We start from the raw sequence: 24,350 nt of genomic DNA, 5'->3' as shown, positions 1-24,350 counted from the left end.
GCCGCTGCGAGCGGACCGTCCCGGCGCCACGACGAGCGGCGGTGCGGGTCGATCAAGTGGTGCGTCGCCACCGTAGCAACCGCGCCACAGGTTGTTCAAGACCCGGTCGGAAGTTCGGCCCCGGTGAAACGATATGGACGCCTGCCCAGATCTGGTCCAGGTGTCGGTGCAGGCCACGGCGCCACGCGCGGGAGCGCGACCACTGCAGTGCTCAGGCTTCTCCGGGCTGGCACAATCGCGTCATGGCCGAAGACGAGCAGGCCGCGCACCTGGCGCCGGCGCTCACGGTCGCCGCGGTCGCCCGTCGCCTCGGCGTCGCACCGGCGACGCTGCGGACGTGGGACCGTCGCTACGGCCTCGGGCCGTCCGAGCACCCCGCCGGCTCCCACCGTCGGTACGGCGCCGAGGACCTCGCGCGGCTGCTGGTGATGCGGCGGCTGACCATCGACGGCGTCGCACCCGGCGAGGCGGCGCGCATCGCGCTCGCCACCGAGGTCTCCGGCGGTTCGCTCCTGGACGCGGTGCCCGACCGGGTCGCCGTGCCGGTGCCGAGCGCGTCCCGGACACCGGGTCCGGTGGTGGACGCCGCTCTCGCCGGTGACGGCGACGGGTGCGCGGCACTGCTGCGGATCGGCGTCGGCGGTGACGTGGTCGGCTGGTGGACCGCCCTGGTCGAGCCGGCGCTCGAGGCGCTGAGCCGCCGGACCGTGATCGACCGCCCCGGCGCCGACGCCGAGACGGTGCTGCGGTCGGCCGCCCTGGGCGCCCTCCGGGACGTGACGCCGGACCAGGAGACGACGGGGCAGCCCGTCGTTCTCGTCCTGGTGCCGTCCGGTGCCCCGCGGCCGCTGCTGGCGCACGCGCTCGCGGCGGCGCTGGTGCAGCACGGCGTGGACGCTCGCGTGGTGGGCGGCCCCTTGTCGGGTCGGCACGCCGTGGAGCTGGTCGCGATGACACGGGCCGGTGCGCTGGTCACCGTGTCCCAGCAGCAGGCGCCGGACCTGGCGCCCGTCGCGCGGCTCGCCGAGGACCGGCCCGAGGTGCCGCACTTCGTGATGGTCCCCGACCCGGCGGCCGAGCTGCTCCCGCTGGGTCGCTCCGTGCACCGAGCGCGGACCTTCACCGGGCTGCTGCACGAGGTGCTGGCGGCGCTCGGCGAATCCGTGGGAGCCTCGAGTCACGGGGGGCGATTTCTCGGGTGATACGGCTCTGATCCACCCGAACGGGTCACGGACAATTCCGGTCGACCGCCCTCCACGGGGCAATTCGGCACCGCGTCGTCAAGCAGTTCCTCCGGTGCCGCTAACGTCCTTGTCCAGCGGGCCGATGTATCGGTAAACGCCCAGATGGGTGTCCGTTGCAGGGGAGGGTTACCCGAGTGGCTGGCGTGGTGGTGTGCCATGCGTCGGCGTCGGTGCGCGAGCGCCTCGTCGTCGCGTCGATCGGCGTGCCCGTGCTTGCGCCGGTCCGCGCCGCCGCCACCGCGGAGGAGCTGCTGGCGCTCGCCCGCCGGGTGCCGCCCTCGATCGCGCTGATCGACGCGCACCTGCCCGGTGCGGGCACCGTCGAGGTCGTCCGGCGGCTCCGGGGCGTCGCCCCCACCACAGCGGTGGTGCTGCTCGCCGGGCCGGACGACGGCGTGGCCCTGGACCGCGCGCTGGCGCTGGGCGCCCGTGGCTTCCTCGCGCCGGAGGTCGGTCGCGCCGAGCTCGCAGCGGTCGCGGCGCACGTGCAGGCGGGTCTCGTCGGTGCCGGCCGGTCCGTCACGGTGCCGCAGCCGGTCTCCGCGAGCCAGGTCGAGTCGGTGCACGACGTGCGCTCGCTGCCGCTGACCCCGGAGGCGTTGGCGTCGGTCGGCGCACGCTCCTCCGGCGACCTCGAGCTGACCCGACGCGAGGTGCAGGTGCTGGTCGGGATGAGCAACGGCCAGTCGAACGCACAGATCGGCGCGGAGCTGTTCCTCTCGGAGGACACGGTCAAGACCCACGCCCGGCGGCTGTTCCGCAAGCTCGGCGCCCGGGACCGGGCCCAGGCCGTCGCCATCGGGCTGCGCCGCGGCATCATCCGCTGACCGGTCCGAGGTCCCCGGCCGACCGTCGGACCCTCCCGGCGCCCCCGACCGCTGCCGGGACGCCCGTCCCGGCCCCGTACCATGGACCGATGAGCCGGACAGAGGAGCACGACCCGTTCGGCCGCACAGGACTGACGTACGACGACGTCCTGCTGCTGCCCGGGGAGACCGACGTCATCCCCAGCGAGGTCGACACGACCTCGCGTCTCACGCGCCAGATCTCCGTGCGCGTCCCCTTGCTGTCCGCCGCGATGGACACCGTCACCGAGTCGCGGATGGCCGTGGCCATGGCACGGCAGGGCGGCATCGGGGTGCTGCACCGCAACCTCTCGATCGCCGACCAGGCGCACCAGGTGGACCTGGTCAAGCGCTCCGAGTCGGGCATGGTCTCCGACCCCGTGACGGTGGGGCCGGACGCCACGCTCGCCGAGCTCGACCGGTTGTGCGCCACGTACCGGGTGTCCGGTCTGCCGGTGGTGGACGACCAGCGGCACCTGCTGGGCATCATCACCAACCGCGACCTGCGGTTCGTCCCCGCCGCCGAGTTCGAGCAGCGCCGCGTGCGCGAGACCATGACCTCGATGCCGCTGGTCACCGCGCCGGTGGGGATCGCCCGCGAGGACGCCGCCGCGCTGCTGGCCAAGCACAAGGTGGAGAAGCTGCCGCTGGTCGACGAGCACGGCGTGCTGCAGGGCCTGATCACCGTCAAGGACTTCGTGAAGTCCGAGCAGTACCCGGACGCGACCAAGGACGCCGAGGGGCGCCTGGTGGTCGGTGCGGCCATCGGGTTCTTCGGCGACGCGTGGGAGCGCGCGCTGGCCCTGGTCGACGCCGGGGTCGACGTGCTGGTGGTGGACACCGCGAACGGGCACGCCCGGCTGATGCTCGACATGGTCCGACGGCTCAAGGCGGACCCGGCGACGGCGCACGTGCAGGTGATCGGCGGCAACATCGCGACGTACGAGGGTGCGAAGGCCCTGGTCGACGCCGGTGCGGACGCGGTCAAGGTCGGCGTGGGCCCGGGGTCGATCTGCACCACGCGCGTGGTGGCGGGCGTCGGCGTGCCGCAGATCACCGCGATCTACGACGCGGCACGGGCGTGCAAGCCGGCCGGGGTGCCGGTGATCGGCGACGGCGGCCTGCAGTACTCGGGCGACATCGCCAAGGCGCTGGTCGCCGGTGCGGACACCGTGATGCTGGGCTCGCTGCTCGCCGGTTGCGACGAGTCGCCGGGCGACCTCGTGTTCGTCAACGGCAAGCAGTACAAGCACTACCGCGGCATGGGCTCGCTCGGCGCGATGGCCTCCCGCGGCCGGGTCAGCTACTCCAAGGACCGGTACTTCCAGGCCGACGTGCCGTCCGACGAGAAGATCGTCCCGGAGGGCATCGAGGGCCAGGTGCCCTACCGCGGACCCCTCGGGGCCGTCGCGCACCAGCTGGTGGGCGGGTTGCACCAGTCGATGTTCTACGTCGGTGCCCACACGATCCCGGAGCTGCAGGAGCGCGGGAAGTTCATCCGGATCACGCCGGCGGGGCTGAAGGAGTCGCACCCGCACGACATCCAGATGACGGTCGAGGCCCCGAACTACACCTCGCACTGACCTGCTCGACGCACTGACCAGCTCGACGCACTGACCAGCTCGACGCACTGACCAGCTCGACGCACTGACCAGCTCGACGCACTGACCCGCTCGACCCGGACCGGCCGGCGCCCCTACCAGAGGGTGCCGGCCGGTTCGCGTGTCGGCCAGACGAGCTCGGCACCGGGGCCGTCGAGGCCCTGCTCGGCGCGCCAGGCGTTGAACCCCTCGGCCCAGGCCCGGTGGGCGGACACCTGGTACTCGTGCAGCGTGTCCAGGTCGAGCTCCGCCAGGTGCGGGAACCGGCCGAGGATCCGCTCGAGCACGTCCAGGGTGGCGACGACGTCCACGTCGGCGCTGTGCAGCGAGCCGGACTCGATCACGCGGTAGAAGCCGCACAGGTCCACCAGCTTGCGCTTGCCCCGCCGGAACCGGTCCTCCGCGCGGTCCAGCACCAGGGGGTCGATCACCGGGCGGGCGGCCTGGTAGAGCCGGTCCGGCAGCGTCGGCAGGCGGTGCCGGCGCAGCTCCGCGTCCAGGAGCCGCAGGTCGAACGACGCGTTGTACGCCACCACGGGGACACCGGCGCGGAACGCCTCTGCTAGCTCGACGGCGATCTCCTCCAGCGCCTCCCGCGGCGGCCTGCCGTGCTCACGGGCGTGCTCGGTAGTGATGCCGTGGATCGCGGCGGCCTCGGCGGGGATCGGGACGCCGGGGTCGATCAGCCACGTGGTGATGCTGGTGCCGGTCGCGTCCCGGCGGACCAGGGCCGCGGTGACGATGCGGTCGCTGTCCACGTCAACACCGGTGGTCTCGGTGTCGAAGCCGAGCAGCGGCCCCTCGCTCCAGCTCGTCGTCATCGTGCCCTCACTGCCGGTGCTGCGCCGACCTCGTCGTACCCCCGCTGCGGCGCCAGGATGGCACCGGGCACCGACACGGCCGTGCTCGGCACGCCGGTAGCCTGGGCCGGTGAGCGAGGTCGAGATCGGACGTGGCAAGCGCGGTCGCCGCGCGTACTCCTTCGACGACGTCGCGGTGGTGCCGTCCCGGCGCACCCGCGACCCGGAGGAGGTCAACGTCGGCTGGCAGATCGACGCCTACCACGTCGACCTGCCGGTGCTCGCCGCACCGATGGACTCGGTGATGAGCCCTGCCACGGCCGTCGAGCTGGGCCGCCTCGGCGGCCTCGGCGTGCTCGACCTCGAGGGCCTGTGGACGCGCTACGACGACCCCGAGCCGCTGCTCGCCGAGATCGCCACCCTGGATCCGTCCCGGGCGACCGAGCGCATGCAGGAGATCTACTCCCAGCCCATCAAGCCCGAGCTCATCACCGCCCGCCTCCAGGAGGTGCGCGCCGCCGGGGTCACGGTGGCCGGCGCGCTGTCCCCGCAGCGGACCCAGGAGCACTGGCGCACCGTGGTGGACGCGGGGGTCGACCTGTTCGTCATCCGCGGCACGACGGTCTCGGCCGAGCACGTCTCCGGCCGCGCGGAGCCGCTCAACCTCAAGCGCTTCATCTACGAGCTCGACGTGCCCGTCATCGTCGGCGGGGCGTCGACGTACACGGCGGCGTTGCACCTGATGCGCACGGGTGCCGCGGGCGTGCTGGTCGGCTTCGGCGGGGGAGCGGCGCACACCACCCGTGTGTCGCTGGGCATCCACGCCCCGATGGCGACGGCGGTGGCGGACGTCGCCGCCGCCCGGCGCGACTACCTGGACGAGTCCGGTGGCCGGTACGTGCACGTGATCGCCGACGGCGGTGTGGGTCGCTCCGGCGACCTGGTGAAGGCGATCGCGTGCGGTGCGGACGCGGTGATGCTCGGAGCGGCGCTCGCCCGCGCCACGCAGGCGCCCGGCCGTGGCTGGCACTGGGGGCCGGAGGCGCACCACCCGGACCTGCCGCGCGGCGAGCGCGTCGAGGTCGGCACCGCCGGCACCCTCGAGCAGATCCTGTTCGGCCCGGGCCGGACGGCCGACGGCACGCTGAACCTGATCGGCGCCCTGCGCCGGGCGATGGCGACCACCGGCTACTCGGACCTCAAGGAGTTCCAGCGCGTGGAGGTCGTCGTCTCCCCGTACCAGCCCCGCTGAGCCGGTCCGGCTCCGCCCCGGAGGGCGGGGCACGGCCTGGCACGGCATCGCACGACCACCGGAGCCCGGTGCGCCATCGTCGCGCACCGGGCTCCGTCGTGCCGGCCCGAGCGCCCGTCCTGGCTGGTCGAACCGCCCGGACGGGGTGTGCCCGGTTGGGTGGGAACAGCGGGCTCACCTGCGAACATGACCGTTCGGATGCCCGTTTCACACGTAAACCGATGTGGTGATGCCGCCGGTTGAGTCCGGATGTGCTTGACATCTGTCCGAGTGGACATCATGCTCTGACGTCGCGGGCACTGCAGCCCGGTCGAGTCGACGGAGACCGATGTACGCACCCGAACGTCACCAGCAGATCCTCACCCGTGCGCGGACCGAGGGTCGGGTCGACGTCGCGTCGCTGGCGGTCGAGCTGGACGTCACGCCGGAGACGGTCCGCCGCGACCTGACCGCGATCGAGCGCCTCGGTCTGCTGCGTCGCGTGCACGGTGGTGCGGTGGCGGTCGAGCGGCTCGGGATCGAGCCGGGCATCGCCGACCGTGAGCGCGTGATGTCCGCCCAGAAGGAGCGGATCGCCAAGGCCGCGCTCGACGAGCTGCCCGACGGCGGCGCCATCATCCTCGACGCCGGCACCACCACCATCCGCCTCGCGTCGATGCTGCCCACCGACCGCGATCTGACGGTGGTGACCCACGGGCTGCCGATCGTCACCATGCTGGCCGGGCGGCCCAACATCACGTTGCACCTGGTGGGCGGCACCGTCCGCGGCCGCACGCTGGCGGCGGTCGGCTCGTGGGCGCTGGCGGCCCTCACCCAGATCCACGCCGACGTCGTGTTCCTCGGCGCCAACGGCGTGACCGTCGAGCGCGGCCTGACCACGCCGGACCTGGCGGAGGCCCAGGTCAAGCGTGCGCTCGTGGCCGCCGCCCGACGCGTCGTGGTCCTCGCGGACCACACCAAGCTCGGCGTCTCCGACTTCGCCCTGGTCGCTCCGCTGTCCGCGGTGGACGTGCTCGTCACGGACACCGACGCGGCACCCGAGCTGGTGGACGAGATCGAGGCTGCCGGACCTCGGGTGGTGCGCGCATGACCGCGCTGCCCGTCCGCCCGCACCCCGCCCGGAGCGTGGGCACCACGAACGAAGGAGAACGATGAAGGTCTTCCGCTTCTACGCCCCGGGCGACGTGCGCATCGAGGAGTCCCCGGAGCCGCAGGTCGCTGCCGGCGAGGTGAAGATCCGCGTGCGCGCCTGCTCCATGTGCGGCACGGACGTGAAGATCGCCTCCGCGGGTCACCAGCGGATGCAGCCGCCGCGCGTCATGGGCCACGAGATCGCCGGCGAGGTCGTCGAGGTCGGCGAGGGTGTGACCGGCTGGGCGGCGGGGGACCGCGTGCAGGTCATCGCCGCCATCCCCTGTGGGAAGTGCGAGTTCTGCACCGCCGGCCTGATGACCATCTGCCCCAACCAGCTGTCGATGGGCTACGACTTCGACGGCGGGTTCGCGCCGTACATGATCGTGCCGCCGCAGGTGCTGGCGGTGGACGGCCTCAACCGCATCCCCGACGGCGTCTCGTTCGCCGAGGCGTCCGTCAGCGAGCCCTTCGCCTGCGCGATCAACGCGCAGGAGCTCGCGGACACGCACGAGGGCGACGTGGTCGTCGTCGTCGGCTCCGGTCCCATCGGCTGCCTGCACGTGCGGCTGGCCCGGGCCCGTGGTGCGGCGAAGGTGTTCCTCGTCGAGCTCAGCCGCGAGCGTCTCGACCTCGCCGCCGAGATCGTCAAGCCGGACGCGGCCATCTGCTCCGCCGAGGTCGACCCCGTGCAGGCCGTCCTCGACCTGACGGACGGCAAGGGCGCGAGCCTCGTCATCACGGCCGCCGCCTCCGGCGCGGCGCAGGAGCAGGGCCTGCGCATGCTGGCCCCGCGCGGCCGGATCAGCCTGTTCGGCGGCCTCCCCAAGGACAAGCCGACGATCACCCTGGACTCCAACCTCGTGCACTACCGCGAGCTGACGATCTGGGGCGCCAACGGGTCGAGCCCTGCGCACAACAAGCAGGCCCTCGCCCACATCGCCGACGGCAGCGTGCCGGTGGCGGACCTCATCACCCACCGGCTGCCGCTGGACCAGATCCGCGACGGCCTCGACGTCGTCCGGAACGGGACGGGCATCAAGGTCACGATCGAGCCGTAAGGGGCGTGACCGCCGGGCGGTCGGCGACGGCCGCCCGGCACCAGTCCCGGGGGTGCAGGTGCCCCGGGGAGCAGGACGCGATCAATGAAGATCCCTCAGTGCCGGACCCGGGCGAGAGCCCGACCGACCGTCACACCGAACGGAGAGTGAGCGGGATGTCCGCTAGTGCGGCAGCCGTCCCCACCGTGCGCCGGGGCAAGAGCGCACAGGTCAGGGTCCAGCGGTTCGGGGCCTTCCTGACGTCCATGATCATGCCGAACCTCCCGGCGTTCCTCGCCTGGGGCCTGATCACCACCCTGTTCATCGCCGCCGGCTGGACGCCCAACGGCATCCTCGGCGGGTTCGGCAACGCCGACGCGATGAGCTGGCAGGGTGCCGCCACGGCGCTCGCGCAGGCCAAGGACGGCACGACCTTCCACCAGTACGTCGGCCTGGTCGGCCCGATGATCACGTACCTGCTCCCGCTGCTCATCGCGAACGCGGGCGGCCGGATCGTCTACAAGGACCGCGGGGCCGTGGTCGCCTCGATCGTCGCCGTCGGCATGATCGTGGGCTCCACCGTGCCGATGTTCCTCGGCGCCATGATCGTCGGCCCGGCCTCCGCCTGGGTGATGAAGAAGATCGACTCCATCTGGGCCGGCAAGATCCGTCCCGGCTTCGAGATGCTCGTCGACATGTTCTCCGCCGGCATCGCCGGCGCGGCCATGGCCGTCGGTGCGTTCTTCCTGTTCGCGCCGGTGATCACCTCGGTCAGCAAGGCCCTGGGCCACGTCGTCGACGCGATGGCGTCCCACCAGCTGCTCCCGCTGATGAGCCTGATCGTCGAGCCCGCCAAGGTGCTGTTCCTCAACAACGCGATCGGCAACGGCGTGCTGGTGCCGCTCGGTGCGCAGCAGGTCACCCAGCACGGTCAGTCGCTGCTGTTCCTGGTCGAGGCGAACCCCGGTCCGGGCTTCGGCATCCTGCTGGCCTACGCGCTGCTGGGTGTCGGCGTCGCCAAGAGCTCCGCCCCCGGCGCGATCATCATCCAGTTCTTCGGCGGCATCCACGAGGTGTACTTCCCGTTCGTGCTGATGAAGCCGGCGCTGATCATCGCCGCGATCCTCGGCGGTGCGACCGGTGTGGCGACCAACGTGGTGTTCGGCTCCGGTCTGCGTGGTCCGGCCGCCCCTGGCTCGATCATCGCCGTGCTCGCGGCGACCCCGAGGGGCAGCTACGTCGGCGTCATCCTGTCCGTGGTGCTGTCGGCCGCCGTGTCGTTCGTCGTCGCCGCGGTGATCCTGCGGGCGCAGCGCCGTCGTGACCTCGAGCTCGGCGAGTCCGGCGACCTGTCGGCCGCGATCGCCCAGACCGAGGCCAACAAGGGCAAGTCGAGCAGCGCGCTCGGCTCGCTGTCGGGTGCCGCTGCGGGATCCGCCGCTGCGCCGGTCGCCGCCGGTCCGATCCACTCGATCGTCTTCGCCTGCGACGCGGGCATGGGCTCGAGCGCGATGGGCGCCAGCATCCTGCGCGACAAGCTGCGCAAGGCGGGGCTGTCGGACATCTCGGTGGTCAACAAGGCGGTGGCGAACCTCGAGGACGGGGCGGACATCGTGATCAGCCAGAGCGAGCTGACCGACCGCGCCCGGCGGCACGCGCCGAGCTCGCGGCACCTGTCCGTCGACAACTTCCTGGCCAGCCCGGTCTACGACCAGGTCGTGGCGGAGGCGAAGTCGGCGGCGACACCGGCCGGCGACAGGAGCGCCTCGTGACGGACGTCCTGACCCGGGACCTCGTGGTGGTGCCGGGCACGGCCCGGACCAAGGACGAGGCCATCCGGGAGGCCGGTGAGCTCCTGGTCCGCGCCGGAGCCGTCACACCGGCCTACGTGGAGGCGATGGCCGAGCGGGAGCGGTCCATGTCGACGTACATGGGCAGCTTCCTGGCCATCCCGCACGGAACGGACGAGAGCAAGGGGCAGATCGTCCGGTCGGCCCTGTGCCTGGTCCGGTACGACGAGCCGATCGAGTGGGGCCCGGACAAGCCCGTCCGGGTCGTGGTGGGCATCGCCGGCGTCGGCGACGAGCACCTGTCGATCCTGTCGAAGATCGCGCTGGTGTTCGCCGACCCCGAGCAGGCGGCACGCGTGCTCGAGGTGAAGGACGCCGACGAGCTGTACCAGCTCATCTCCTCGGTGAACGAGGCCTGACGGGCCTCGGCGGTCGGCTCCCGGGCTGGTGACGCGGCCCGGGAGCCGCTGTCGAAGGGCGTCGCGGCCGTGGTGCGGGGATCACTCCAGAAGGTCCCCGCACCGCGCCCGCGGCGCCCTTCGTCGTGCCCGCTCCCGGTGGCGGCACGTCCGGAAGCGGTGGCGGCACGTCCCGAACCGGTGGCGGCACGTCCGGAACCGGTGGCCCGCTCGTCTGGCGCGAGCGCCGCCCGCGCGGGACGCTCGGCGTGTGCCGGGACGTGCGCGGACGCACGGCGTGGATGCGATCCCACAGCCCCGGACATCGGGGGCGGTAGGCGATGTCCGATCAGCGCGACCGAATGGGACCAAGGTCCCGTTTCCGGGCCAACCGGTGCCCGATCGGACCCGGCTATGTCCGAGTGTGCTTGCTTAGGGTTGACATCCGGCGTCGCGGGCGAGAGTCTCACTGCCACGGACGCGGCGCAGGGCCCGTCCGGTCTGAGGACGACGGAGTCACCGTGTACGCACCGGAGCGGCACCAGCAGATCCTGGCGCGGGCGCGCAGCGAGGGGCGGGTCGACGTCGCCTCGCTGGCGGTCGAGCTCGACGTCACGCCCGAGACCGTGCGCCGCGACCTGACCGCGCTCGAGCGGCACGGCCTGGTGCGCCGGGTGCACGGCGGCGCGATCCCGGTCGAGCGCCTCGGCTTCGAGCCCGGCATCGCCGACCGCGAGGGCGTCCTGTCCGGAGAGAAGGAGCGCATCGCCAAGGCGGCGCTCGACGAGCTGCCCGACGGGGGCGCGATCATCCTCGACGCCGGCACCACCACGGTGCGGCTGGCCGAGCTGCTGCCGAGCGACCGGGAGCTGACGGTGGTGACCCACGCGCTGCCGGTCGCCACGGTGCTCGCCACCCGGCAGGGCATCACGTTGCACCTGGTCGGCGGCACGGTGCGGGGTCGCACGCTCGCGGCCGTCGGCACGTGGGCGCTGCGGGACCTGGGCGACATCCACGCCGACGTCGCCTTCCTCGGCACCAACGGGATCAGCGTCGAGCACGGGCTGACCACCCCGGACCTGGCCGAGGCGTCGGTCAAGCGGGCGCTGGTGGCCGCCGCGCGACGGACGGTGGTGCTGGCCGACCACACCAAGGTGGGCCGGGCCGACTTCGTCCACGTCGCCCCGATCGGCGCCGTCGACACGCTGATCACGGACGCCGGCGTGGACGCCGAGCTCGCCGAGGAGCTGGAGTCGGCCGGACTGAGGGTGGTGCGCGCATGATCGTCACGCTGACCCCGAACCCGAGCCTGGACCGGGCCCTCGACGTCGACCGGCTCGAGGTCGGCGAGGTCAACCGGGCGCACGCCGCGCACGTGCACCCCGGCGGCAAGGGCATCAACGTGTCCCGGGTGCTCGCCCGGCAGGGTGTGGAGACGCGCGCGGTGCTGCCGGTGGGCGGCGCCGACGGCGACTACCTGGTGCGTCTGCTGCACGAGCACCAGGTGCCGGCCGTGCCGGTGCCGATCGCGGGGGACACCCGCACCAACCTGACGCTGGTCGACTCGCGCGGCACCACCACGAAGGTCAACGCACCGGGTCCCCAGCTGTCCGCCGCCGAGGTCGACGCGCTGCTCGCGGCGGTCGAGGCGCAGCTGGTCAGCCGACCGGCCGCCCTGGTCGCCGCCGGGAGCCTGCCGGCCGGTGCGGGGGAGTCGTTCTTCGTCCGGCTGGCGGGCCTGGCCGCCCGGTACAGCGTGCCGCTGGTGCTCGACACCTCCGGCACCCCGTTCACCAGGGCCGTGCGGGCCGGCGGCCTGTGCCTGGTCAAGCCGAACGACGAGGAGCTGGCCGACCTGGTCGGCCGCGAGCTGAGCACGGTCGGCGACGTCGTCGAGGCGGCGCACGAGGTGATGTCCGTGGGCACCAAGGCCGTGCTGGTCAGCCTCGGCGCCCACGGTGCGCTGCTGGTGCTGGCGGACGGCACGTGGTGGGCCGGTGGGCCCGCCCTGGTGCCGCTGTCCACCGTCGGCGCGGGCGACACCACCCTCGCCGGCTACCTGGGCGCCACCGGCACCCCGGCCGAGCGGCTGCGTGCCGCCGTGGCGTGGGGACGGGCCGCCGTGATGATGCCGGGCACCGCGGTCCCGGACCCCGCCGACGTCGACGTGGAGGCCGTCCACGTCATCGAGAACCCCGATCCCCGCCTCGCACTGAAGGAGCTGTGACGTGAGCACCTCGTTGATCACCCCCGACCTCGTCGCCGTCGACGTGGTCGCCACCGACCGGGACGACGTCGTCCGCCAGCTCATCGACAAGCTGGTGGCGGCGGGCCGTGTGACCGACGCCGACGGCTTCGCCGCCGACGTCAAGGCGCGCGAGGCGCAGATGGCCACCGGCATGCCCGGCGGCATCGGCCTGCCGCACGCCCGGTCCGAGTACGTCACCACCCCCAGCCTGGCGCTGGGCAAGGTGCCGGGCGGCGTGGACTTCGGTGCCCCCGACGGGCCCGCGACCCTGGTCTTCCTCATCGCGGCGCCCGCCTCCGGTGACGCCGACCACCTGAAGATCCTGGCGGCGCTCGCGCGCCGCCTGGTGCACCCGGAGTTCCGGCAGTCGCTGACCGACGCGCCGGACGCCGCCACCGTTGCCGAGATCATCACCCGAGAGGTGGTTCCCGCATGAAGTTCGTCGCCGTGTCGTCATGCCCCACGGGCATCGCGCACACCTACATGGCAGCTGAGGCCCTCGAGCAGGCCGGCAAGGCGGCCGGCCACGAGGTCCACGTCGAGACGCAGGGTGCCGCGGGGTCCGTCCCGCTGGACCCCGCGCTCATCGCCGAGGCGGACGGCGTGATCTACGCCGCCGACCTGGACGTGCAGGGCAAGGAGCGGTTCGCCGGCAAGCCCATCACGGACGTCGGCGTGAAGAAGGCCGTGCACGACGCCCCCGGGGTGATCGCCCAGGCGGTCGCCGCGGTGGAGGCCGCCCGTGCAGCGGGGACGGTCCCGGCCGCCGGGGCCGCCGCCGCACCGGTGCCCGTCGCGGCCGCGCCCGCGCGGACCGTCGGCGTGGGGCACCGCATCCGGCAGTACCTGATGACCGGTGTCTCCTACATGATCCCGTTCGTCGCCGCCGGCGGCATCCTCATCGCGATCGGCTTCCTGATCGCGACCGTGGCGTGGCCCTCCAACGGCGCCATCGAGGTGACCAAGGTGGTGAACGGCACCGACGGTGCGGCGTTCGCCAAGTGGATCGCCGACGGGTTCTCCGTCGGTTCCGCGCAGGCCTGGGCCGTGCTGCTGTTCTGGATCGGCAAGTGGGCGTTCGCCTTCCTGGTCCCGGCCCTGTCGGCGTACATCGCCTACGGCATCGCCGACCGTCCGGGCATCGTGCCCGGCATGGTGGGCGGCTTCGCGGCCGGTCTGGTCGGCGCCGGGTTCCTGGGCGGCATCGTCACCGGCTTCCTCGGCGGCTTCCTGGCCCTGTGGATCTCCCGCTGGAAGGTGCCCAAGGGCGTGCGCGGCGTGATGCCCGTGGTGGTGATCCCGCTGCTGTCCGTCGCCGTGGTCGGTGTGCTGACCGCCCTGGTGATCGGCCCGCCGATGAAGGCGCTGAACGACGGGCTCTCGAGCTGGCTGTCCAGCCTGTCCGGCGGCAGCGCGGTGCTGCTCGGGGTGATCCTGGGCCTGATGATGTGCTTCGACCTCGGCGGACCGCTGAACAAGGTGGCCTACGTCTTCGCCACCACCGGCCTGGCCAACGCGGCCAGCACGTCGGCCGCCCCGGCCAAGGTGATGGCGGCCGTGATGGCCGCGGGCATGGTCCCGCCGCTGGCCGTCGCGCTGGCCACCGTCGTCCGTCCGGCACTGTGGACGGAGAACGAGCGGGAGTCCGGCAAGTCCGCGTGGCTGCTCGGCCTCTCCTTCATCTCCGAGGGCGCCATCCCGTTCGCCGCGGCGGATCCGCTGCGGATGATCCCGTCGTTCATGCTCGGCGGCGCCGTGACCGGTGGCCTGGTGATGGCCTTCGGCAGCGGCCAGCTGGCCCCGCACGGCGGCATCTGGGTGCTGGCCCTGATCAGCAAGCCGCTGCTGTTCCTGCTGGCGCTGGTGGTCGGCACCGTGGTGTCCGCCCTGGCGGTGCTGGCGATGAAGCGGCTCGGACAGGGCTCTGACGCGGAGCTCGCCGACGAGCCCGTGGCGCGGCCGGCCGTGGCCCGGGCCGCCTGACCGGCACCCAGCAGCTGTTGACCGCGACGTTGGACGACCTGACGAAAGGCGATTGACGACATGGCAGAACGAACTGTCACCGTGGCGTCCCGGGTGGGGCTGCACGCCCGTCCCGCGATGCTCTTCACGCAGGCGGTGGCCGCCGGCGGCACTCCGGTCACCATCGCCACCGAGGGCGGGCTGCCGGTGGACGCGTCGAGCATCCTGCTGGTGATGTCGCTCGGCGTGCCGTGCGGTGCCCAGGTGACCCTCGCAGCCGAGGGACCGAAGGCGGACGAGGTGCTCGACGGCCTCGTCGACCTGCTCTCCCGCGACCTGGACGCACCCGAGGCGACGTCGTGACCGCGGCGGTGGGGGCCGCGTCCGGTGCCGTGCTGCACGGCGTCGGCGTCGGCCGTCGGACCGCCGTCGGCCCCGTCGTGCAGGTGCGCCCGGCACCGGCCCCCGCCGCCGACGCGCCGCTGCTGGTGGACGGTGCACCGGCCGGACCGGAGCAGGTGCGCGCCGCGGTGGGGCAGGCGTTCACGGACGTCGCGGAGGGCCTGCAGGCGCAGTCCGACCGCTCCTCCGGCACCGTCAAGGAGGTGCTGGCCGCGACCGCGCAGATGGCGGCCGACCCGGCGCTGCGCACGGGTGTGCTCGCCCGGCTCGACGCCGGCGAGCCGCCGGTCGCGGCGATCGACGCCGTGGTGGACAAGTTCGCCGCGATGTTCGAGCAGGCGGGCGGGTACCTGGCCGAGCGCGTCACCGACCTGCGGTCCGTGCGTGACCGGGTGGTGGCCCGCGCGTTGGGGCTGCCGGCACCCGGCGTCCCCGAGCTGACCAGGCCGTCCGTGGTGGTCGCGCGCGACCTCGCACCGGCGGACACGGCGGCGCTCGACCTGGCCAACGTGCTGGCCATCGTCACCGAGCTGGGCGGCCCGACGGGCCACACCGCGATCATCGCGGGCCAGCTGGGCCTGCCGTGCCTGGTCCGCGTCACGGGTGCGACCGACCTGCCCGAGGGCGTCGAGGTCGCCGTCGACTCGGCGACGTCCACCGTGACCGTCGACCCGGACGACGAGCTGCGGGCGGCGCTGGCGCGGCGGGCGGCGACCGAGCGCGTGTTCGAGGAGGACACCGCACCGGGCGCCACGGCGGACGGCCACCCCGTCCAGCTGCTCGCGAACATCGGCACGGCCGAGGACGCCCAGCGCGTGGCGCCGCAGCCGGTGCAGGGCGTCGGCCTGTTCCGCACCGAGGTGCTCTTCCTCGAGCGGTCCACGGCACCGACCCGCAAGGAGCAGGCGGAGACCTACGCCGTCGTCCTCCGGTCGCTCGGTGAGCGCAAGGTGGTGGTCCGCACGCTCGACGCAGGCGCGGACAAGCCGCTGACCTTCGCCACGCAGCCCGACGAGGAGAACCCGGCGCTCGGCGTGCGGGGCTACCGCCAGGTGCGCACCCACCCGGAGCTGCTCGACACCCAGCTGGCGGCGCTCGCCGACGCGCAGCGGGAGACGGGTACCACGCCCTGGGTGATGGCTCCGATGATCGCCACGGTGGACGAGGCCCGGGAGTTCGCGGCCCGGGCCCGAGCCGCGGGGGTCGCCACCGTCGGGGTGATGGTGGAGGTGCCCTCGGCCGCGCTGCGCGCCGAGCAGCTGCTCGCGGAGGTGGACTTCGTCTCCCTCGGCACCAACGACCTCGCGCAGTACACGATGGCGACCGACCGGCTGCGTGGTGAGCTGGCCGACCTGCTCGACCCGTGGCAGCCGGCGGTGCTCGACCTCGTCGCCGTCACGGCTCGCGCCGGGGTGACGCTCGGCAAGCCGGTCGGGGTGTGCGGCGAGTCGGCGGCCGACCCGTTGATGGCGCTGGTCCTGGTGGGCCTCGGGGTGACCAGCCTGTCGATGTCGGCGGGCGCCGTGCCGGCGGTGCGGTACGCCGTGCGGCACCACACCCTCGAGCGGTGCCGCGAGATGGCGGCGGCGGCGCTGGCCGCGCGGTCGGCGGCCGAGGCTCGGGCGGCCGTGGTCGGGCTGCTGGTCGACGAGGTGCGCGCGACGCTGGGCTGAGTGCACGACGTGGGTGGGGCAGCCGCCGGACGGCGGGCGCCCCACCCACTTGCTGCGCCCGACTGCGTTCGACCGGGTGCGCCCCACGGCGCCCGACTGCGCCCAGACGTGGCTCCGACGTGGCTCCGACGTGGCTCCGAAGTGGCTCCGACAGGCGGCGGACGTACCCTGACGCGATGGCGCACGACGCAGGGCAGCCGGACCCGGCACACGCCCAGCTGCACGACCCGGAGACGGACCCGCTCGCCACCTACGTGCTCGAGCCGGACGACCTGCGCACGCTGCTGGCCAGGGTGGTCGCCGGCCCCGGCCATGCCGTCCACGTCGCGCACGCGCCGTTCACCGGTGCACCGATCGCCGCCGTCCCGCTGTCCCGGCCGGAGGACGTGGTGCACGCCGTCCGGACCGCGCGTGCCGCCCAGCGGCTGTGGTCCGCCGCCCCGCTGCGGGAGCGGACGGCCGTGCTGCTGCGGCTGCACGACCTGCTGCTCGAACGGCAGAGCGACGTGCTCGACCTCATCCAGGTGGAGACGGGCAAGGCCCGGACCCATGCGTTCGAGGAGGTCGCGGACGTCGCCAACGTGGCGCGGCACTACGCCGTCCGCGCCCGCTCGTACCTGGCCACCCGGCACGCCGCCGGGCTGCTGCCCGGGCTGACGTCCACCCGGGTGGTGCGGCACCCGATCGGGGTGGTCGGCGTGGTGGCGCCGTGGAACGTGCCGCTGACCATGGCCCTCGGCGATGCGCTGCCGGCCCTGGTGGCGGGCAACGCCGTGGTGCTGCGCCCCGACCCGCAGACGACGCTGACGGCCCTGTGGGCCGCGGAGCTGCTCGAGGACGCGGGTCTGCCGGTCGGCGTGCTGCAGGTGGTCACCGGCGGGCCGGACATCGGCTCGGCAGTGGTCGACGCGGCCGACGCCGTCGTCTTCACCGGCTCCACGGGCGCCGGTCGCACGGTCGCCGCGCAGGCCGGACGGCGGTTGGTGCCCGCGACGCTCGAGCTGGGCGGCAAGAACGCCCTCTACGTCGCCGAGGACGTGCACGTGGACGTCACGGCCGCCGGGGTGGTGCGGGCAGCGTTCGCCGGCGCAGGGCAGATCTGCGTGACCGTCGAGCGCGTGTACGTGCACCGCGCCGTGTGGGACGAGTTCGTGCCGGCCTTCGTCGCCCGGACGCGTGCGCTACGGCTGGGTGCGGGGCTGGACTACCGCTCGGACGTCGGGTCGCTGACGTCGGCGGGCCAGCTCGCGCGGGTGGTCGAGCACGTCGAGGACGCCGTCGGCCAGGGTGCGCGGGTGCTGACCGGCGGGCACGAGCGACCTGACCTCGGTCCGTACTTCTACGAGCCGACGGTGCTGACCGACGTCCCGGCCACGGCCCTGCTGTGCCGCGAGGAGACCTTCGGTCCGGTGGTGGCGCTGAGCCCGGTGTCGTCGGACGACGAGGCCGTCGCCGCGATGAACGACAGCGAGTACGGCCTGAACGCGAGCATCTGGACGGCGTCGGCGCGACGCGGGGCCGCACTCGCCCGGCGCGTCCGCGCCGGGTCGGTGAACGTCAACGAGGGGTACGTCGCCAGCTGGGCGTCGATGGGGGCGCCGCAGTCCGGCTGGGGACCGTCCGGGCTCGGGGGTCGGCACGGGCCCGAAGGGTTGTGGCTGCACACCCGGCAGCAGACGATCGCGGTGCAGCGGGGCACCCACGGCGTGCTGGGTCCGTGGGGCGGGCCGACGGTGGGGCTGGAGCGGCTGTTCGGGCTGGGGCACGAGCTCTGGCCGGTCGTCTACACGCAGGCGCTGCGGGCCATGCGGACGGTTCGGCTGCCCTGACCGGCGGGTGCCGGACGCAGCGGTGCCCCGGCCCGACGAGCGGACCGGGGCACCGGTGAGCAGAAGGCCTCAGCGGCCCTCGACCACCGCCAGCGACTGGCGGGCGATCGCCAGCTCCTCGTTGGTCGGGATCACCAGCACGGTGACCGGCGAACCCTCCGCCGAGATCACCTTCGGGCCACCGCGGCCGGCGTTGCGCTCCGGGTCGAGCACGATACCGAGCGGCTCGAGCCCCTCGCACACCCGCGCGCGCACCACATCGTCGTTCTCGCCGACGCCCGCGGTGAAGGTCAGCACGTCGAGCCGGCCGAGGATCGCGTAGTAGGCGCCGACGTACTTCTTCAGCCGGTGCACGTACACGTCCAGGGCGAGCGCCGCATCGGCGTTCCCCGCGGCGATCAGGTCGTGCAGCGCCCGGAAGTCGTTCTCCCCGGACAGCCCCTTGATGCCGGAGCGTCGGTTCAGCAGGTCGTCGATGTCGTCGATCGACATGCCGGCGTTCCGGTACAGGTGGAAGACGACGGCCGGGTCGATGTCGCCGGAGCGCGTGCCCATCACCAGGCCCTCGAGCGGCGTCAGGCCCATCGAGGTGTCCACCGCGTGGCCGCCCTTGACCGCCGACGCCGACGCGCCGTTGCCCAGGTGCAGCACGATCTGGTTCAGCTCGCCGACCGGGCGGTCGAGGTACCGGGCCACCTCCTGCGACACGTACTGGTGCGACGTGCCGTGGGCGCCGTAGCGGCGCACCTGGTGCGCGGCGGCGACCTTCTTGTCGATCGCGTACGTGGCGGCCTCGGCCGGCAGCTTCTCGAAGAACGCCGTGTCGAACACCGCGACCTGCGGTTCGTCCGGCAGCAGCTGCCGGGCGACCTTGATCCCGGTGATGTGCGCCGGGTTGTGCAGGGGCGCCAGCGGGGACAGGGCGTCGATCTTCTCCACCACGTCGTCGTCGATCAGGGCCGGCGCGTCGAACACCGAGCCGCCCTGCACCACGCGGTGGCCGACGGCCACCACGTTGGACGTGTGGATCGAGGGCCCGACCTCCTCGAACAGGTCGAGGACGATCCGCATGCCGACCGCGTGGTCCGGCACGGGCAGCTCGCGCTTGACCGTCTGCTCGCCGTAGGTGTGCTTGACGTTGCCGGAGCTCTCGCCGATCCGCTCGACGAGGCCGGAGGCGATCGCGGTGCCGGCGTCGGGGTCGACCAGCTGGTACTTGATCGACGACGAGCCGGAGTTGACCACCAGGACTGTGCGGGTGCTCATCGGGTTGCTGCCTCCACGGGGTCGGCTGCCGCGGGCAGCTCGGTGCGGGTGGTGGCCCCGGCGAGCGCCTGGGCCTGGATCGCGGTGATCGCGACGGTGTTGACGATGTCCTGGACCAGGGCGCCGCGGGACAGGTCGTTGACCGGGGCGCGCAGACCCTGCAGCACCGGGCCGATAGCCACGGCGCCGGCCGAGCGCTGCACGGCCTTGTACGTGTTGTTGCCGGTGTTCAGGTCGGGGAAGACGAACACCGTCGCCCGGCCGGCCACGGCCGAGTCGGGCAGCTTCGTCTTGGCCACCGACGCGTCCACGGCGGCGTCGTACTGGATGGGGCCCTCCACCGACAGGTCGGGGCGGCGCTCGCGGACCAGCGCGGTGGCGGTGCGGACCTTGTCCACGTCCGCCCCGGTGCCGGACTCGCCGGTCGAGTAGGACAGCATCGCGATGCGCGGCTCGATGCCGAACTGCTCGGCGGTCGCCGCCGAGGAGATCGCGATGTCCGCCAGCTGCTCGGCGGTCGGGTCCGGGATCACCGCGCAGTCGGCGTACACCAGCACGCGGTCCTCGAGGCACATGAGGAAGCAGCTGGACACGTTGCTGACGCCCGGCGCCGTCTTGATGATCTCGAACGACGGCTTGATGGTGTGCGCCGTCGTGTGGATCGCGCCGGACACCATGCCGTCGGCCAGGCCCAGCTTGACCATCATCGTGCCGAAGTAGGACACCGAGGAGACGATCTCGCGGGCGCGCTCCACCGTCATGCCCTTGTGCTTGCGCAGCTGCGTGTACTCCGCGGCGAACCGCTCGAGCAGCTCCCCGTCCTTCGGGTCGATCACCTGGGCGGCGTCGAGGACCAGGCCGAGCTCAGTGGCGCGCGTCCGGATGGACTGCTCGTCGCCGAGGATCGTCAGGTCCGCCACCCCGCGCTGCAGCAGCGTGGACGCGGCGCGCAGGATGCGGTCGTCGTTGCCCTCCGGGAGCACGATGTGCCGGCGGTCGGACCGCGCCCGGTCCAGCAGCTCGTACTCGAACATCAGCGGGGTGACCACGGCGACGCGCGGCACGTCCAGAGCCGCGAGCAGGGCCGCGCCGTCGACGTGCTGCTCGAACAGCGCCAGGGCGGAGTCGACCTTCCGCTGGGAGTCGCGGCTGAGGCGTCCACGGGTGGCCGCTGCCGCGGAGGCGGACCGGAACGTGCCCAGGTCGGTGCTGATGATCGGCAGGCGGGAGTTCAGGCCGTCCAGCAGCCGGGAGATCACCGGTGCCGGGGTGAGGCCGCCGGTCAGCACGATGCCGGCCAGGTTGGGGAAGCCGTCCGCCTGGTGCGCCAGCTGCAGGCCCAGCAGCACGTCGTGGCGGTCGCCGGAGGTGATCACCACGGCACTCGGCTGCAGCCGGTCGAGCAGGTGCTCCACGCTCATCGCGCCGACCAGCAGGTCCAGCACCTCGCGGGACAGCAGCTCCTCGTCGCCGCGGATCAGCGAGCCGCCGACCGCGTCCACCAGCTCGCGCAGCGTCGGGGCCGTCAGCATCGGGTCGTCCGGGATCGCCCAGATCGGCAGCTCGTCCTTGAACTCCGCCCGCACGCCGTCCACGCACGTGGCCGCGCACCGGTTGGCCACTACGGCGACCACCTGGGCGTGGTTCGCCTTCATCTCGGCGATCGCCACCTCCGCGATCTGGTGGATCGCGTCCGGCGCCCGGTTCTTGCCGCTGACCACCAGAACCGCCGGTGCGCCGAGGTTGGCGGCGATGCGGGCGTTGTACGCCAGCTCCGTCGGGCCCGCGACGTCGGTGTAGTCCGTGCCGACGACGACGACGGCGTCGCAGCGGCGCTCCACGTCGTGGTACCGCTGCACGATCTTGGCCAGAGCGCCCTCGGCGTCGTCGAGCACCTGCTCGTACGTGACGCCGATCGCGTCGTCGTACGCCAGGTCGATGCCGTCGTGCTCGAGCAGCAGCTCGAGCACGTAGTCCCGCTCCTCGGTGGACCGGGCGACCGGACGGAACACGCCCACCCGCTGCACGGTTCGCGTGAGCAGGTCGACGAGGCCGAGAGCCACCGTGGATTTTCCGGTGTCACCCTCGGGTGAGGCGATGTAGATGCTGCGGGCCACGGTGGGCGTCTCCTGTTTCTTGCGGTTCGTCATGCGACGAGGGGGCCGGAGCGGTCACCCGCTCCGGCCCCCTCACCGACTACTCGTTGTCGCCGCCCGTGGACAAGGTCGCGGCGACCTCGCCCTCGGCGGCGGCGTCGCCGGCATCCGGCCACACCCAGTCCCGGACCTCCGGGATGTCCTCGCCGTGCTCCCGGGTGTACTGGCGGGCGCGCAGGCGGGCGTCGACCATGCGCTGGCGCAGGCCGGCCTGCGACGCGCGCAGCCAGTGCACCTGGTCGATCACGTCGATCACCAGGTGGTAACGGTCCAGGTCGTTCAGCATCACCATGTCGAAGGGCGTGGTGGTGGTGCCCTCCTCCTTGTACCCGCGCACGTGGATGTTGGCGTGCCCGTTGCGGCGGTACGTCAGGCGGTGGATCAGCCACGGGTACCCGTGGTAGGCGAAGACGACCGGCCGGTCCGCCGTGAACAGCGTGTCGAAGTCCCGGTCGGACAGTCCGTGCGGGTGCTCCCGCTCGTCCTGCAGGCGCATGAGGTCGACGACGTTGACCACGCGCACCTTCAGCACCGGCAGCTCGCGGCGCAGGATGTCCGCCGCGGCCAGCACCTCCAGGGTCGGCACGTCGCCGGCGCAGGCCAGCACGACGTCCGGCTCCTCACCGGCGACCTCGGTCCCGGCCCACTCCCAGATGCCCAGGCCCCGGGTGGTGTGCTCGATCGCCTCCTGCATCGTGAGGAAGTTCGGCGCGGGCTGCTTGCCGGACACCACCACGTTGACGTACTGCCGGCTGCGCAGGCAGTGGTCGTAGGTCGACAGCAGCGTGTTCGCGTCCGGCGGCAGGTAGACGCGGACGACCTCCGCCTTCTTGTTGACCACGTGGTCGATGAAGCCGGGGTCCTGGTGGGAGAAGCCGTTGTGGTCCTGCCGCCACACGTGGCTGGACAGCAGGTAGTTCAGGCTGGCGATCGGCCGGCGCCACGGGATGTCGTTGGTGACCTTCAGCCACTTCGCGTGCTGGTTGAACATCGAGTCGACGATGTGGATGAACGCCTCGTAGGAGGTGAACAGGCCGTGGCGCCCGGTCAGGAGGTAGCCCTCGAGCCACCCCTGGCACTGGTGCTCGCTGAGCATCTCCATCACGCGGCCGGCGCGCGCCATGTGCTCGTCCACCGCGGGGGAGAGGTACTCGGCGTTCCACTGCTTGTCCGTCACGCCGAACACCGACTGCAGTCGGTTGGACGCCGTCTCGTCCGGGCCGAAGATCCGGAAGTTGTCCGGGTTCCGGCGGATCACCTCGGTGAGGTAGTCGCCGAGCACGCGAGGCGCCTCCGCGATGGTCGAGGCCGGCCGCGGGACGTCCACCCCGAAGTCCCGGAAGTCCGGGAGGCGCAGGTCCTTGAGCAGCACCCCGCCGTTGGCGTTCGGGTTCGCGCTCATCCGCAGGTCACCCTGGGGGGCCAGCGCGCGGATGTTCGCCTCGAGGCGGCCGGTCGCGTCGAACAGCTCCTCGGCGCGGTACGACTTCAGCCACTCCTCGAGCACCTGCAGGTGCTCCGGGGTGTCCCGGGCGCTGGCGAGCGGCACCTGGTGGGCCCGCCACGAGCCGGTGGTCTTCTTGCCGTCGATCTCCGCCGGGCCCGTCCAGCCCTTGGGGGTGCGGAAGACGATCATCGGCCACATCGGGCGGCTGGTGTCGCCGGCGGCGGCCCGCGCCTTGATGTCGGCGATCTCGTCGAGCACCTCGTCCAGCAGGACGGCGAAGCGGCGGTGCACGTCCACCATCGGCTCGTCGTCGTACCCGCCGGTGAACACGTACGGGTGGTGGCCGTAGCCGACCATCAGGTCGTGCAGTTCGTCGTCGCTGATGCGGGCCAGCACGGTCGGGTTGGCGATCTTGTACCCGTTGAGGTGCAGGATCGGCAGCACGACACCGTCCTGCGCCGGGTTGACGAACTTGTTCGAGTGCCAGCTGGTGGCGAGCGGGCCGGTCTCCGCCTCGCCGTCGCCGACGACCGCGGCGACCAGCAGGTCCGGGTTGTCGAACGCGGCGCCGTACGCGTGGGACAGCGCGTAGCCGAGCTCGCCGCCCTCGTGGATCGAGCCCGGTGTCTCCGGGGCGACGTGCGACGGGATGCCACCCGGGAAGGAGAACTGGCGGAACAGCTTGCGCAGGCCGTCCTCGTCCTCGGTGATGTTCGTGTAGATCTCGGAGTACGTGCCGTCCAGGTAGGCGCTGGCGACGAGGCCCGGGCCGCCGTGACCGGGGCCCGTGACGTAGATCGTCGACTGCGACCGCTCGGCGATGGCGCGGTTCAGGTGCGCGTACAGGAAGTTCAGGCCCGGCGTGGTGCCCCAGTGGCCCAGCAGGCGCGGCTTGACGTCGTCCCGGCTGAGCGGCTCGCGCAGCAGCGGGTTGTTCAGCAGGTAGATCTGGCCGACCGACAGGTAGTTGGCGGCGCGCCACCACTGGTCGATCCGCTCGAGGGTCGATGCCTCGATCTGGGCGCCCGCCCCGCGGCGCCAGGCCGCAGGCTTCTCCGTCGTCGTGCTCATCGGTGTCTTCCCCTCGTCGACGGCCGGTCTGGGCCGGTCCCGGACCCTAGCCTTGCGTGAGCCGCGGCTCCGAATCCGGGACATGAGGCCCAGGGAGCGCTGTGACAAGGCTCATAGCGCCATACAACCCCATGGGGGCGGGCAGCGCACCGGTGCGGGCCGGATCGGTTCCCCGGCTACCGCCGAGCGCACGTC

At 72.9% G+C, this 24,350-nt stretch carries 19 protein-coding genes; 15 read left to right on the top strand and 4 right to left on the bottom strand.

Features of this window, described 5'->3' with window-relative positions:
• The first annotated feature begins 242 nt into the window (after positions 1 to 242).
• The 3 genes from N0B34_RS02425 (at position 243) to guaB (ending at position 3,672) form a co-directional block, all read left to right on the top strand.
• Positions 243 to 1,202: a MerR family transcriptional regulator gene (locus N0B34_RS02425; protein ID WP_263729636.1), complete on the top strand. Its 960-nt coding sequence runs from the start codon at positions 243 to 245 to the stop codon at positions 1,200 to 1,202.
• 176 nt (positions 1,203 to 1,378) lie between these two features.
• Positions 1,379 to 2,071 (top strand): response regulator transcription factor, encoded by a 693-nt coding sequence (locus N0B34_RS02420; protein WP_263729635.1) that lies wholly within the window; start codon positions 1,379 to 1,381, stop codon positions 2,069 to 2,071.
• Positions 2,072 to 2,160: 89 nt separating this feature from the next.
• Positions 2,161 to 3,672: an IMP dehydrogenase gene (gene guaB / locus N0B34_RS02415; RefSeq protein ID WP_263729634.1), complete on the top strand. Its 1,512-nt coding sequence runs from the start codon at positions 2,161 to 2,163 to the stop codon at positions 3,670 to 3,672.
• A 113-nt stretch (positions 3,673 to 3,785) separates the two neighbouring features.
• On the opposite strand, the gene N0B34_RS02410 is transcribed toward guaB, so the two are convergent.
• Positions 3,786 to 4,511 (bottom strand): exonuclease domain-containing protein, encoded by a 726-nt coding sequence (locus tag N0B34_RS02410; RefSeq protein ID WP_263729633.1) that lies wholly within the window; start codon positions 4,509 to 4,511, stop codon positions 3,786 to 3,788.
• 109 nt (positions 4,512 to 4,620) lie between these two features.
• Here N0B34_RS02410 and N0B34_RS02405 point away from each other — a divergent pair, with 109 nt between their 5' ends.
• From N0B34_RS02405 to N0B34_RS02350, 12 genes are all read left to right on the top strand, one after another.
• The gene (locus N0B34_RS02405) at positions 4,621 to 5,742 is read left to right on the top strand and encodes a GuaB3 family IMP dehydrogenase-related protein (RefSeq protein ID WP_263729632.1); all 1,122 of its coding nucleotides are present in this window, start codon (positions 4,621 to 4,623) and stop codon (positions 5,740 to 5,742) included.
• A 328-nt stretch (positions 5,743 to 6,070) separates the two neighbouring features.
• A complete protein-coding gene (locus N0B34_RS02400; protein ID WP_263729631.1) occupies positions 6,071 to 6,832 on the top strand; it encodes a DeoR/GlpR family DNA-binding transcription regulator in 762 nt (253 codons plus the stop codon).
• Between the two features lie 61 nt (positions 6,833 to 6,893).
• The gene (locus N0B34_RS02395) at positions 6,894 to 7,934 is read left to right on the top strand and encodes a zinc-dependent dehydrogenase (protein WP_263729630.1); all 1,041 of its coding nucleotides are present in this window, start codon (positions 6,894 to 6,896) and stop codon (positions 7,932 to 7,934) included.
• 155 nt (positions 7,935 to 8,089) lie between these two features.
• Entirely contained in the window at positions 8,090 to 9,685 is a 1,596-nt protein-coding gene (locus N0B34_RS02390; protein WP_263729628.1) for a PTS mannitol transporter subunit IICB, read from the top strand.
• The gene (locus tag N0B34_RS02385; RefSeq protein ID WP_263729627.1) at positions 9,682 to 10,122 is read left to right on the top strand and encodes a PTS sugar transporter subunit IIA; all 441 of its coding nucleotides are present in this window, start codon (positions 9,682 to 9,684) and stop codon (positions 10,120 to 10,122) included. Before N0B34_RS02390 ends, N0B34_RS02385 begins: the two co-directional genes overlap by 4 nt.
• A 500-nt stretch (positions 10,123 to 10,622) precedes the next feature.
• Entirely contained in the window at positions 10,623 to 11,384 is a 762-nt protein-coding gene (locus N0B34_RS02380; protein ID WP_263729625.1) for a DeoR/GlpR family DNA-binding transcription regulator, read from the top strand.
• Entirely contained in the window at positions 11,381 to 12,328 is a 948-nt protein-coding gene (gene pfkB / locus N0B34_RS02375; RefSeq protein ID WP_263729624.1) for a 1-phosphofructokinase, read from the top strand. The genes N0B34_RS02380 and pfkB overlap by 4 nt, the downstream gene beginning before the upstream one ends.
• A 1-nt stretch (position 12,329) precedes the next feature.
• A complete protein-coding gene (locus N0B34_RS02370) occupies positions 12,330 to 12,785 on the top strand; it encodes a PTS sugar transporter subunit IIA (RefSeq protein WP_263729622.1) in 456 nt (151 codons plus the stop codon).
• Positions 12,782 to 14,332, top strand: a complete 1,551-nt coding sequence (locus N0B34_RS02365) for a PTS fructose transporter subunit IIC (RefSeq protein ID WP_263729621.1) — start codon at positions 12,782 to 12,784, stop codon at positions 14,330 to 14,332. Before N0B34_RS02370 ends, N0B34_RS02365 begins: the two co-directional genes overlap by 4 nt.
• Before the next feature lie 60 nt (positions 14,333 to 14,392).
• Complete coding sequence (locus tag N0B34_RS02360; RefSeq protein WP_263729620.1) at positions 14,393 to 14,674, top strand: HPr family phosphocarrier protein; 282 nt, start codon at positions 14,393 to 14,395, stop codon at positions 14,672 to 14,674.
• The gene (gene ptsP, locus N0B34_RS02355) at positions 14,671 to 16,386 is read left to right on the top strand and encodes a phosphoenolpyruvate--protein phosphotransferase (RefSeq protein WP_263729619.1); all 1,716 of its coding nucleotides are present in this window, start codon (positions 14,671 to 14,673) and stop codon (positions 16,384 to 16,386) included. The genes N0B34_RS02360 and ptsP overlap by 4 nt, the downstream gene beginning before the upstream one ends.
• A gap of 176 nt (positions 16,387 to 16,562) precedes the next feature.
• Positions 16,563 to 18,215, top strand: a complete 1,653-nt coding sequence (locus N0B34_RS02350; RefSeq protein ID WP_263729618.1) for a succinic semialdehyde dehydrogenase — start codon at positions 16,563 to 16,565, stop codon at positions 18,213 to 18,215.
• A 69-nt stretch (positions 18,216 to 18,284) separates the two neighbouring features.
• Here N0B34_RS02350 and N0B34_RS02345 read toward each other — a convergent pair whose 3' ends face one another.
• The 3 genes from N0B34_RS02345 to N0B34_RS02335 are packed head-to-tail and all read right to left on the bottom strand — an operon-like array spanning position 18,285 to position 24,155.
• Positions 18,285 to 19,481, bottom strand: coding sequence for an acetate/propionate family kinase (locus N0B34_RS02345; protein ID WP_263729617.1), 1,197 nt, complete (start codon positions 19,479 to 19,481; stop codon positions 18,285 to 18,287).
• Entirely contained in the window at positions 19,478 to 21,631 is a 2,154-nt protein-coding gene (gene pta, locus N0B34_RS02340; RefSeq protein WP_263729615.1) for a phosphate acetyltransferase, read from the bottom strand. The genes N0B34_RS02345 and pta overlap by 4 nt, the downstream gene beginning before the upstream one ends.
• Positions 21,632 to 21,677: 46 nt before the next feature.
• Positions 21,678 to 24,155 (bottom strand): phosphoketolase, encoded by a 2,478-nt coding sequence (locus N0B34_RS02335; RefSeq protein WP_263729613.1) that lies wholly within the window; start codon positions 24,153 to 24,155, stop codon positions 21,678 to 21,680.
• Between the last annotated feature and the right edge of the window lie 195 nt (positions 24,156 to 24,350).

The organism is Cellulomonas sp. SG140 (assembly GCF_025770785.1).
GTDB lineage: Bacteria > Actinomycetota > Actinomycetes > Actinomycetales > Cellulomonadaceae > Cellulomonas.
The sequence above is the reverse complement of the archived record's forward strand: the minus strand, read 5'-3'. Positions and strand labels throughout refer to the sequence as shown.

Coding starts and splice junctions, on each gene's coding strand:
- N0B34_RS02425 (WP_263729636.1), top strand. CDS start 243: ATGGCCGAAGACGAGCAGGCCGCGCACCTGGCGCCGGCGCTCACGGTC.
- guaB (WP_263729634.1), top strand. CDS start 2,161: ATGAGCCGGACAGAGGAGCACGACCCGTTCGGCCGCACAGGACTGACG.
- N0B34_RS02410 (WP_263729633.1), bottom strand. CDS start 4,511: ATGACGACGAGCTGGAGCGAGGGGCCGCTGCTCGGCTTCGACACCGAG.
- N0B34_RS02400 (WP_263729631.1), top strand. CDS start 6,071: ATGTACGCACCCGAACGTCACCAGCAGATCCTCACCCGTGCGCGGACC.
- N0B34_RS02395 (WP_263729630.1), top strand. CDS start 6,894: ATGAAGGTCTTCCGCTTCTACGCCCCGGGCGACGTGCGCATCGAGGAG.
- N0B34_RS02390 (WP_263729628.1), top strand. CDS start 8,090: ATGTCCGCTAGTGCGGCAGCCGTCCCCACCGTGCGCCGGGGCAAGAGC.
- pfkB (WP_263729624.1), top strand. CDS start 11,381: ATGATCGTCACGCTGACCCCGAACCCGAGCCTGGACCGGGCCCTCGAC.
- N0B34_RS02365 (WP_263729621.1), top strand. CDS start 12,782: ATGAAGTTCGTCGCCGTGTCGTCATGCCCCACGGGCATCGCGCACACC.
- N0B34_RS02360 (WP_263729620.1), top strand. CDS start 14,393: ATGGCAGAACGAACTGTCACCGTGGCGTCCCGGGTGGGGCTGCACGCC.
- N0B34_RS02350 (WP_263729618.1), top strand. CDS start 16,563: ATGGCGCACGACGCAGGGCAGCCGGACCCGGCACACGCCCAGCTGCAC.
- N0B34_RS02345 (WP_263729617.1), bottom strand. CDS start 19,481: ATGAGCACCCGCACAGTCCTGGTGGTCAACTCCGGCTCGTCGTCGATC.
- pta (WP_263729615.1), bottom strand. CDS start 21,631: ATGACGAACCGCAAGAAACAGGAGACGCCCACCGTGGCCCGCAGCATC.
- N0B34_RS02335 (WP_263729613.1), bottom strand. CDS start 24,155: ATGAGCACGACGACGGAGAAGCCTGCGGCCTGGCGCCGCGGGGCGGGC.